This window comes from Streptomyces sp. NPDC058758, from assembly GCF_042746075.1.
Taxonomy (GTDB): Bacteria; Actinomycetota; Actinomycetes; order Streptomycetales; family Streptomycetaceae; genus Streptomyces.
The window spans coordinates 22,188-32,791 of sequence record NZ_JBHYPS010000047.1; the positions used below are offsets into that span (position 1 = coordinate 22,188).

Consider the following 10,604-nt stretch of genomic DNA (forward strand, 5'->3'; position numbering starts at 1 on the left):
TCTCCTTCACGCACGGACGTACCGAGCGCTCAGAGCGTGGTGATGTCCGTGACCTCGGTGGTCGCGTGGAAGGCGAACGAGCCGCCCTGGAGGGCGTTGACGCGGATCGAACGGCGTCCGAGGGAAGGCTCGGTGTTGTCGACCGGCTCCGCCTCGATCCAGCACGGCTCGTCGAACTCGACGTAGCGGTTGAACGAGATGTCCATCGAGGTGGGTATCGCGGCCTTCCCCACCGGTTGGGTCGCGTGAGCCGCCTGGCGGACCGCCTCCAGGAGAACCATGCCCGGCACGTGGTCCACGGCGTGGTCGAACAGGACCGGGTGGCTGGTGTCGGCCCGGAGCTGCCAGCGGCGGTTTTCCTCGGTGGGCGACAGGACGATGTCCTGCCGGCGAAGCCGGCCCACGCTGCTGCGCGAGACGGGCTCCGGCGGCGGGGGAGCAGCCGCGAAGATCTCCGCGATGTCGCTGCGTCCAGCGCGCATCCGCTGGTAGACGGCGGGAGAGTGGCAGCCGAACCGGGTGCTGACCATCGCGACCAGGGAGTCGTCGCGGACGACCTCCAGGTGCATGGTCATCATGGCCGGGAGCTGCTTGTGGTAGCGGATGTCCGAGACCACCGCGTGGATCGCCAGGTCGGCCGGGGTGCGTTCGATGTACAGGGCCTGCGGGTTGATCGCGAACTGCAGGCGGGACCAGCTGAGCTGGTAACCGAAGGGGACGTCGTACGCGACGTGCGTCAGCAGCGGGAACGTCTGACGCACCGTCTCGCACAGCAGGAGCGGGTCGTGCAGGCCGTGCTCGGAAGCGTAGAAGCTGTGGCTGCGGGGCCACTGTGCGCTGACCGTGAAGGTGTCGCTGCCGACCTTGTTCCACCCCGTCAGGAACACCTCAGACAGGGCCGCGCGGTGCACGTACTCCTTGGCAACCGTGGTGGTCAGCGCTGGGCGTGCCACGGCAGGACGTTCCGATGTGATGAGCATGCCTCTCCCCTGGGGCGTGCGTATGTGAAGGCTCCGGGTCGGGCTTTCGGTTGCCGGAGCCGACTTGTAAAATAAGGGCGTTCGTTTTTTTTGTCGAGAGAGGCAGGTCGAGTCCGATGGACGAGCCGAAGCAGGACCGGGCCGTCAAAACGAGGGAGGCGATCCTGCACGCCGCCGCGGAGGTCTTCGACACCTACGGTTACAGCGGCGCCAGCATCAGCAAGATCATGGAACGCGCCCAGGTGACCCAGGGCGGGATGTACTTCCACTTCAAGTCGAAGCTGGGCCTGGCTCAGGCCGTGCTGGCGCACCAGCAGGAGTTCGTGCACTTTCCACCGACCGGCCACGACGGGCTGCAGCTTCTCATCGACCTCAACTTCTTCCTCGCCCGAGAGCTGCAGACCAACGTGGTCTTCCGGGCCAGCGTCCGGCTCGCCGTCGAGCAGGGCGACTTCGGGATGCGGGACGACACGGCCTACCAGGAGTGGGTCGAGCAGTTCTACGGACTGCTGTGCGCGGCGCGCGAGAGGGGGGAACTGCTGCCGGGCGTCGACGAGCGGGAGTTCGCCAATGTCCTGGTCGGTGCCTACAGCGGTATCCAGGTGTTCTCGAACGTGTCCTCCGGGCGCGCCGACCTCCCCTCGCGGCTCGCCTCGATGTGGCGCTACCTGCTGCCGGCGATCGCCACTCCGCAGGCCATCGCCGAGCTCAGGTTTCCCCAGGACGTGCAGAAGTTCGCAGCGTGAAGATCGACCGCGTGGTGTTAACGGGGGCCACCGGATTCATCGGATCGGCCGTTCTGCGGGAGCTGTGCCGCCCGCGCGAGGAGCGCGGTGACGCCTTTGCCATCCGCGTGGTGGGAAGGCGGCCGCCCGCCGGCATGTCCGGCGTCGGCCCACTCGTCGACGCCGGACATGCCGGCGCCGACGAGTGGGCCGACGCCGATCTCGCGGATCCGCGCTCGCTCGCGGGAGTCTGCGACGGGGCGGACGTGCTGCTCCACCTGGCCGCGCTCGTCGCCGCCGACGAGGAGTCGTGCGTCGCCGTCAACGTGCGGGGAACCGAGGCTCTGACGGCCGAGACCGTCCGTGCCGGGGTGGGCCGGTCGGTCCATCTGTCGACGGCGGCGGTCTACGGCCTCGGACCGTTCAGGGGGATCGCCGTCGACGAGGTCGTGCCGGCTCCCGTGTCTCCCGCGAGCCGGACCCGGCTGGCGGGGGAGGCCCACGCGCTCGCCGCCGGCGCGAGCGTACTCCGCCCCGGCCTCGTACTCGGGGCCGGCGACCGGTGGGCCGTGCCCGCGCTCGCCGAACTGCTCTGCGCCGTGCCGGCCCTGTGGGACGGCGGGCGGGCGAGAACCTCCGTCACCGCAGTCGAGGACCTGGCCCGGCTGATCGCGTGCACCGGACTGACCGGTGCGCTGCCCGGCGGCCGGATCTGGCACGCGGGCCATCCCGAGCCGGTCACCCTTGCCGCGCTCGTCGCCGCGCCGGCCCGTGAGGGAATCGTGGCCGCACCGGAGCGCACGCTGCCGCCGGCCGACTGCCGGGAGGAACTGCGATCGTCGGGAACCCGAGCGAACTCCCGACAGTTCTCGCTGTTCGCCGAGGACTTCTGGTTCGACAGCCGGGAGGTCTGGCGCGTTGCCGGCTGCCCCCCGGGTCCCGGCCCACTGGACCGGCTGGCCGGGTCGGCACAGTGGTACCGGGATCTGTTCAAGGGCCGGGCAGCCCGGTGACCACGGCTGCCCGGCCCTTACGGGGCTCGAAGCCCCTACGCGGGGTTCTCCGGGGAGCCGCCCGTCTGCCGCGGCACGATCGGCCCCTCGGCAGAGACGCCCGCGAGCGCCAGTCGCCACACCCGCTTCAGCTGGGCGACCGCGCTCTCGAACACGGGGTCGGAACCCATACGGCTGCGCAGGTACGCCTCGGCGCCACTGGTCAGGTGCTCCACCAGCGTCGTGACGTCCGCGGGCAGTGCGTCCGTGCGAAGCTGACCGTTCTCGTACGCCCGGTCCAACAGGGTGCGGACCGTCGGCAGCCAGGCGTCCGACCAGGACTCCGCGGTCGGCCGCTCCCGGCTCAGCCTGATCGCGGAGCGCACCGCGGGCTCCTGCTCCATCAGCCGGGTCAGTTCCAGCGTCAGGTCGATCACCATGCGCAGCGGCGTCATCGGTTCGGCCGCCAGGCGTTCGAGCGCCGCCACGGTCACCGACCTGCCCTCCTCCTGCACGGCGTCGGCCAGATGGACCTTCGTCGGGAAGTGGAAGGTCACGGCACCTATCGACATGCCGGCGGCCTTGCTGATCGCCGACAACGAGGTGCCGTCGTAGCCGTAGCGGTCGAACTCCGCCGCCGCTGCCTTCATCAGGGCCTGGCGCGTACGCACGGCCCTCTCCTGTTTCACCACACCATCTCCCGAAGAGGGCTGTCTCGTGGGGGACTCATGACCACCTTCCTGTCCAAGGCTTGCCTCTCTCTGTCGTGGCGGACAAGGCCGAGTTGCCCAAGCTGTCTTGGATTTCCGCAGGTCACAGCGGTGTGGATGTCCGGTTCGCGAGTCCTTCGGGGAACCGACTTGCCGAAGTGCATGCGGCAACTCTCCTGAGTCACAAAAAAAAGAGGGCGTTCGCTATTATTTTAGCGTGGTCGGCAGCCGCAGGCCGAGAGCAGGGGAGGGAACGAGCCATGACCGCGTACGCTCTGACGATGCATCGCACGTCGGTGCCGGTGTTCGCCGAAAGGATCTTCGAGTGCCTGCCGAGGGCTGACCAGCGGCGTTGGGCCCAGACCTACATGCAGGGACTGCTCACCACCCCGGGCAAGAAGTCGGTACGCAACCTCGCCGCGGCGGTCTCGGCCTCGCCGGCCGCCTCCCAGTCGCTGCACCAGTTCGTCAACGCCAGTCCCTGGGACTGGATGCCGGTCCGCGCGGAACTCACCCGATGGGCCGAGCAGCAGATGGCCCCCCGAGCCTGGGTGATCAGTCAGGCCGTGCTGCGCAAGCGCGGTGAGCACTCCTGCGGTGTGCACCGCAGGTTCCTCGCCTCCACCGGCCGTTCGGTGACCTGCCAGGTCGGCGTCGGGATGTTCCTCTCCTCCTACGACCGCGCGCAGCCCGTCGACTGGCGCCTGCTGCTGCCCGGCTCCTGGGCGAAGGACCCCGAGCGGCGCGAGCGCGCCCGGATCCCCGCCGACGTGGGACCGCGCACCGTCGAGCAGCACGCCCTCGACCTCGTCGACACCCTCTGGGACGTCAGCAGGTCCGCCCCGCTGCCGGTCGTCGCCGATCTGGACGCGCTCGGCGGCACCAGCGCGACCGCCCTCGTGCACGGACTGGCCCTGCGGGGCCGTGACTTCGTCGTCGCCGTACCGGACACGCTCCAGGTCGCCGCCGGCCGCCACCTGAGGGTCCAGCGTCCGCAGCAGAGGGGCGACGGCCAGGGCCCGGTGGTCGCGGCGCGCAGTCTGTTCGAGTTCGACGCGGGCGCCCTGACCCGGATCGAGAAGGTCATTCCGTGGGGCGGCCGCGGCCGGCACCTCACCGTCATGTCCAGCTTCGTCCGGCTGCCGCACACCGGCCCGGCCGGAGAGCGGATCCACCGCACCTACCGGCTGTTCGCGGTCCGCCCCGAGAACGGCCGCCGTCCGGTCCAGCTGTGGCTGACCAGCCTCACCCACACCCGCATGGAGTCGGCGCTCGCGCTGACCAGGACTCTCGCGCACGCGGACGAGTCGGTGCGGGAGATGAGCGAGGACTTCGGACTGCTCGATTTCGAGGGCCGCTCCTTCCCGGGCTGGCACCATCACATGACCCTGGTCTCCGCCGCGTACGGCTACAGCAGTCTGCAACGCGCACACCAGCCGACCGACGGCGGCGAGCGGATGCTGGTGGCCGCCTGACCCGCGGAACCCGGGACGACTTCGCCAACTCGGGTTCCTTCACGCAACCCGCCCCGCCCTAGAGTGAGCGCATGCTGAAGCACACGTACGAGGGACAGGACTGCAACCTCGCCCGGTCACTGGAGGTGATCGGCGAGCGCTGGACCCTGTTGATCATCCGCTCCGCGTTGCTCGGCACCTCCCGCTTCGACGGGTTCCTCGCGCACCTCGACATCGCGCGCAACGTGCTCTCCAGCAGGCTGGCCCGGCTGGTGGAGCAGGAGATCATGGAGCGGGTGCCCTACCAGGACAAGCCGGTGCGCTACGAGTACCGGCTCACCCCGGTCGGCCGCGACCTGACCCGGGCCGTGATCGCCCTCATGCAGTGGGGCGACCGCAACCTGCCGCAGGAACTGGGCCCGCCGCGACGTGCCGACCACATCGGCTGCGACGGCGTCGTCCACGTCGAACTGCGCTGCGGCTCCTGCGGGCGCGCCGTGCACGACGAGGAAGTGGACGTGCGCCGCATCCGCTGAACACAGGGGCGGCACAGCAACGGGGAAGATGCCGCCGGATGTCCGGCGCGCCCACGATGACAGCCCCGCCGCCCCGACCGAAAGCGGCGCTTACGAGGAGGCGTCCGTGCCCGCACTGGGAGCGCTGCGCAGGCTGTTGATGGCCCCGTCCCTGGAGGACGTGAGCTTCGCCGGACGTGGCTTCACGGTCGAACCGACCCCGCTCACCCAGCAGCTGGAAGCCGTGCCGCAGGCCGTGGTGACCGGTTTCGAATGGGGCATCGAGGACAAGGACCTGGCCACCACGGAGCGCAGGCTCGCGCTCATCGCCCCGCTCAACCGGGGCTTCGCCTACGAGGGCGCCACCATGGCCTGCGCCATCCGCGACACCATGGGACCCGGCGGGCACCGCGCCGCCGACCTGCTGCGCGGCGGCGGCCGGCCGCACATCTTCCTGAACTACATCGGCATCGGCTTCGCCATGGCCAAGCTGCCCAGACCGCTGTGGAAGAAGCTCGTCCCCACCCTGACCGAGCCCGACCTCTACCCGGCGATGAGCTGGCTGTGCGTCGACGGCTACGGCTTCGACCGCGCCTACTTCGACACCGACACCTGGGTCGGCGGACAGCGCCTGGACACCCCCTACGACTGGGACGGCGACGCCTCGTACTGGCAGCGCGCCTTCGACCAGGGCGTCGGCCGCGCGCTGTGGTTCATCCACGGCGGGCACGTCGGCAACGTCTCCGCCGCCGTACGGGCGTTCGCCGCCGACCGCAGGGCCGACCTGTGGAGCGGGGTCGGTCTCGCCGCCACCTTCGCGGGCGGCAGCACGCCCTCGGACCTGGCCGCGCTGCGCTCGGAGGCCGGCGAGCACGCCGACCACCTGGCGCAGGGCTCGGTGTTCGCCGCCAAGGCCCGCCACCACGCCGGCTTCGTTCCCGAGCACACCGAAGCGGCCAGCTCCGCGTTCACCGGACGCACCGTCGAGGCGGTCGCCCGGCTCGCCGACGACTGCGCGGCCACCGCCCCCGAGCAGGGGGCCGGACCCGCCTACGAGGTCTGGCGGCGGAATGTGCGGACGCAACTCGGCGCCCTCGTTGTTTGAGCACATCTGAAGTAGACGCCCCTCCGGGCCCGCTGGCTAGATTCGATTCGCTGGGTGAATTCAGGGATTCGAGTGGGATTCGAGAGGGGCGGTCTACTGCCGTGTCCAGTGTGTTTGGTGCATTCCGACGCCGATTGCTCACGCCGCCTGTTTCCGAGACGACCATGGAAGTCCGTGGCTTTCATGTGAAGAACGCGGAAGCAAAGGCCAGGCTCGAGTACATCGGTGAGGTCTTCCTCCAGGGCTACGCGTACGCGGTGGAGGCCGCTTCGCCCGCCGAGGCGGAGGCACTCCTGGAGACCGTCCCCCGGGACATGCGCGGCTTCGCCTACGAGGGCGCGGGCATGGGAGCGGCGGTCTACGACTCGCTGCCCGGGCACGGCGGCCGACTCGACGGTCTGCTGGCCGGCGCGGGCCGCCACCACGACTACATGATCTACGTCGGTGTCGGCTGGGCGATGGCGCGGCTGCCGAAGCCGCTGTGGCCCGACATCCGCACCACCGACCCGCTGCTGCGCTGGCTCGCGCTCGACGGGTACGGCTTCCACCAGGCGTACTTCAAGACCGCCTCGTACGTCCGGACCCCGGAGATCCAGCACCCCTTCCGCTGGAACGGCGGGCACAACCACTACACGCTGAACGCCGTCGACCAGGGCATCGGCCGGGCGCTGTGGTTCGTCGGCGGCACCGATCCCGACGTCGTCACCGAGCTGATCCGGTCCTACGACGAGCGCCGCCACAGCGACCTGTACGCGGGCGCCGGACTCGCCTGCTCCTACGCGGGCGGCGTCACCGAGGACGAGCTCGCCCGCTTCGTGGAAGGCGCGGGCGAGCACCGCTGGGCACTCGCCCAGGGGGCGGCCTTCGCCACCGAGGCCCGTGTCCAGGCGGGCACGATCATCGACCACACCCACCTCGCGGCCCGTGTCGTGTGCGGCACGACCGCCGAACGGGCCTCGCAGGTGTGCCGGGACGCCCGGCCCGCCGTGTCCGTCGGGGGCGCTTCCCCGGCCTACGAGAAATGGCGGCGCGACGTCGCCGCGGAACTCGCTTCTGACTCGCTCATCTCGAAAGGTGCCGACCAGTGACGGTCACAAAGAACTGGATCCGCAGGAATTCACCGGGGATCGTCGCTCTCGCCGTCATGGTGGGCACGTTCTACGGCGTCCGGCTGCCTGACTCCTCCGCCGCCGATATCGACAAGCTGGCGAAGAATTTCGCGTTCGAGCCGATGTCGATCGCGATGCCCGCGGGATTCGACAAGCAGGAGGTCCGCAAGGTCAACAAGGCCTACCAGCACATCGAGGCGTGGATCTCCTCGGTCGGTGCCGGCATCGCCATCAACGACCTCGACGGCGACGGCCTCGACAACGACCTCTGCGTGAACGACGTGCGGATCGACCAGGCGGTCGTCACCCCCGCACCCACCCGCAAGGACAAGTACGCGCCGTTCGCGCTGGACCCGGCGCCGCTCGGCACCAGCAAGACGATGGCGCCGATGGGCTGCATGCCCGGCGACTACAACGAGGACGGCCGCACGGACCTCCTCGTCTACTACTGGGGCCGCACCCCGGTCATCTTCGTGAACAAGGGGGAGAAGGGGAAGCCGCTCACCGCCGCCTCCTTCACGCCCACCGAGCTGCTTCCCGGCAAGACCGGCGCCACCTACACCGGCCCGCTGTGGAACTCCAACGCGGCCGCCGTCGCCGACTTCGACGGCGACGGCCACAACGACATCCTGATCGGCAACTACTTCCCCGACAGCCCGGTCCTCGACCCGTCCAAGGACGGTGACGTCACCATGAACGCGTCGCTGTCGCACGCCCAGAACGGCGGCGGCGCCCACATCTTCCGGTGGACGAAGGACGGCTACGAGAAGGTCGACGCCATCCCCCAGAACCTGAACAAGGGCTGGTCGCTCGGCGCGTCCGCCGCCGACCTCGACGGCGACCGGCTGCCCGAGCTGTTCCTCGCCCACGACTTCGGCACCTCCGCCCTGCTCTACAACACCTCCACTCCCGGGAACATCAAGTTCTCCGAGGTCAAGGCCGTGCACAACGGCACCGTGCCGAAGTCCAAGGAGCTGGGCCGCAGCTCCTTCAAGGGCATGGGCGTCGACTTCGGCGACCTCGACAACGACGGCCTGTACGACATGTTCGTCAGCAACATCACCACGTCGTTCGGCATCCAGGAGTCGAACTTCGCGTTCCTCAACGACTCCGATTCCCGATCCGAGCTGCAGGGCCGCTTCAAGGAGGGCGAAGCCCCGTACACGGACAAGTCCACCGACCTGAAGCTGGCCTGGTCCGGCTGGGGCTGGGACGTCAAGACGGGCGACTTCGACAACAACGGCGACCTGGAGATCACCCAGGCGCTCGGCTTCGTCAAGGGCAAGAACAACCGCTGGCCGCAGCTCCAGGAGCTGGCCACCGCCAACGACGCCCTCGTCGCCAACCCCTTCTGGTGGCCGAACGTCAAGCACGGTGACGACCTCGCCGGCAGCCAGCGCATGCGCTTCTTCGCCAAGGACGCCGAGACCGGCGAGTACCACAACCTCTCCGTCGCCCTCGGCATCGGCGAGCCCATCCCGACCCGCGGCCTCGCCACCGGCGACGTCGACAACGACGGCCGGCTCGACCTGGCCGTCGCCCGCCAGTGGGGCGAGCCGATCTTCCTGCACAACGTCGCCAAGAACCCCGGCGCGTACCTCGGCCTGAATCTCACCCACCCGGACGGCGCTCCCGTCGTCGGCGCCGAGGTCTGCGTCGAACTGCCCGACGGCACCAAGCGCATCACCCGCCTCGACGGCGGCGGCGGCCACTCCGGCAAGCGCAGCACCGACGTCCACCTCGGTCTGGGCAAGGACGTCCGGGGCCCCGTGCCCGCCATGGTCACCTGGCGTGACCGGGCCGGCCAGATCCACGAGCAGAAGCTGAAGCTCACGCCGGGCTGGCACAGCCTCGAGCTGGGCACCGAGGTCAAGGAGAAGTGACGATGTCCGCAACGAAGACCGCCGCTGCCCCACGGCACAACCCGAAGGTCGTGACCGCGCTCCGCCGCTTCGCGATCTCCATCTCCGTCCTCAACATCTTCGGCTACACCGTCCTCGGTTTCGAGCAGCCCTGGACCTGGCCGTTCATCGCCCTGGCGACCGGTTACACCACCGAGATCCTGCTGGAGATCCTCGGCGCCCGCGCCGAGGGCCGCGCGCCGCGCTTCGCCGGCGGCGGGGTCAAGGGCTTCATGGAGTTCCTCCTCCCGGCCCACATCACCTCGCTCGCGGTGAACATGCTGACCTACGTCAACGACCTCGTCTGGGTCATGGTGTTCGGCGTCATCGTCGCCGTCGGCACCAAGTGGGTGCTGCGCGCCCCGGTCAAGGGCCGACTGCGGCACTTCATGAACCCGTCGAACTTCGGCATCGCCGTCATCCTGCTGCTCTTCCCGTGGGCCTCGATCGCCCCGCCGTACCACTTCACCGAGTACCTCGACGGCGGCTTCGACTGGCTCGTCCCGGCGATCATCATCACGCTCGGCACGATGCTCAACGCCAAGCTGACCGAGCGCATGTGGCTGATCCTCGCCTGGGTCGGCGGATTCGCCCTGCAGGCGATCGTCCGCGGCCTGCTGTTCGACACCTCCATCCCCGCGGGCCTCGCGATGATGTCCGGTGTGGCGTTCGTCCTGTTCACCAACTACATGATCACGGACCCGGGCACCACGCCGTCGTCCAAGTGGGGCCAGATCGCCTTCGGCGGCGGCACCGCCGCACTGTACGGCGTGCTCACCGCGATGAGCGTCGCCTACGGCATCTTCTTCGCCACCGCCCTGGTCTGCGCCATCCGCGGTGCCTTCCTGTGGACCGCCGACGTCGTGTCCAAGAAGCGCGCCGAGGAAGCCCTCGCGCTCGCCGCCGTCACCCACTCCGTCGCTCAGGCCGACGCCGCCGCCCGGGCCCAGGCGGACGCCGCCGACGCGGCGGGCTGCCCGTGCCCCGCGGGCGCCTGCGCCTGCCCGGCCCCCGACACCGCCGACGCGGCGGGCTGCCCGTGCCCCGCGGGCGCCTGCGCCTGCCCGGCCCCCGACACCGCCGACGCGGCGGGCTGCCCGTGCCCCGCGGGCG

General features: G+C 69.9%; 10 protein-coding genes. 8 read left to right on the top strand and 2 right to left on the bottom strand.

Annotation, left to right across the window (positions count from 1 at the left end; genetic code table 11):
• Window positions 1–29 precede the first annotated feature (29 nt).
• The gene (locus ACFW6A_RS34435; protein ID WP_386645520.1) at window positions 30–953 is read right to left on the bottom strand and encodes a ScbA/BarX family gamma-butyrolactone biosynthesis protein; all 924 of its coding nucleotides are present in this window, start codon (window positions 951–953) and stop codon (window positions 30–32) included.
• A gap of 143 nt (window positions 954–1,096) precedes the next feature.
• On the opposite strand from ACFW6A_RS34435, the gene ACFW6A_RS34440 reads away from it, so the two are divergent.
• Together ACFW6A_RS34440 and ACFW6A_RS34445 are read left to right on the top strand one after the other, a co-directional pair.
• Window positions 1,097–1,726 (top strand): ScbR family autoregulator-binding transcription factor, encoded by a 630-nt coding sequence (locus ACFW6A_RS34440; RefSeq protein ID WP_200428895.1) that lies wholly within the window; start codon window positions 1,097–1,099, stop codon window positions 1,724–1,726.
• On the top strand, window positions 1,723–2,718 hold the full coding sequence (locus tag ACFW6A_RS34445) for an NAD-dependent epimerase/dehydratase family protein (protein ID WP_386645522.1): 996 nt from the start codon (window positions 1,723–1,725) through the stop codon (window positions 2,716–2,718). The genes ACFW6A_RS34440 and ACFW6A_RS34445 overlap by 4 nt, the downstream gene beginning before the upstream one ends.
• Before the next feature lie 35 nt (window positions 2,719–2,753).
• Here the strand turns inward: ACFW6A_RS34445 and ACFW6A_RS34450 are convergent, their stop codons facing one another.
• Entirely contained in the window at window positions 2,754–3,368 is a 615-nt protein-coding gene (locus tag ACFW6A_RS34450) for a TetR family transcriptional regulator (protein WP_386476774.1), read from the bottom strand.
• Between the two features lie 299 nt (window positions 3,369–3,667).
• On the opposite strand from ACFW6A_RS34450, the gene ACFW6A_RS34455 reads away from it, so the two are divergent.
• The 6 genes from ACFW6A_RS34455 to ACFW6A_RS34480 all read left to right on the top strand — a co-directional run.
• Window positions 3,668–4,882 carry an IS701 family transposase gene (locus ACFW6A_RS34455; protein WP_386476777.1) on the top strand — a complete coding sequence of 405 codons (1,215 nt, stop codon included), beginning with the start codon at window positions 3,668–3,670 and terminating at the stop codon, window positions 4,880–4,882.
• Window positions 4,883–4,953: 71 nt separating this feature from the next.
• Window positions 4,954–5,397, top strand: a complete 444-nt coding sequence (locus ACFW6A_RS34460) for a helix-turn-helix domain-containing protein (RefSeq protein ID WP_200428891.1) — start codon at window positions 4,954–4,956, stop codon at window positions 5,395–5,397.
• Between the two features lie 106 nt (window positions 5,398–5,503).
• Window positions 5,504–6,481 (top strand): DUF1702 family protein, encoded by a 978-nt coding sequence (locus ACFW6A_RS34465; RefSeq protein ID WP_386476780.1) that lies wholly within the window; start codon window positions 5,504–5,506, stop codon window positions 6,479–6,481.
• Between the two features lie 101 nt (window positions 6,482–6,582).
• Window positions 6,583–7,569, top strand: coding sequence for a DUF1702 family protein (locus tag ACFW6A_RS34470; RefSeq protein WP_386476783.1), 987 nt, complete (start codon window positions 6,583–6,585; stop codon window positions 7,567–7,569).
• A 56-nt stretch (window positions 7,570–7,625) separates the two neighbouring features.
• Window positions 7,626–9,473: a CRTAC1 family protein gene (locus ACFW6A_RS34475; RefSeq protein WP_386476786.1), complete on the top strand. Its 1,848-nt coding sequence runs from the start codon at window positions 7,626–7,628 to the stop codon at window positions 9,471–9,473.
• 2 nt (window positions 9,474–9,475) lie between these two features.
• On the top strand, window positions 9,476–10,604 hold a 1,129-nt coding region (locus tag ACFW6A_RS34480), incomplete at its 3' end, for an enediyne biosynthesis protein (protein ID WP_386645525.1).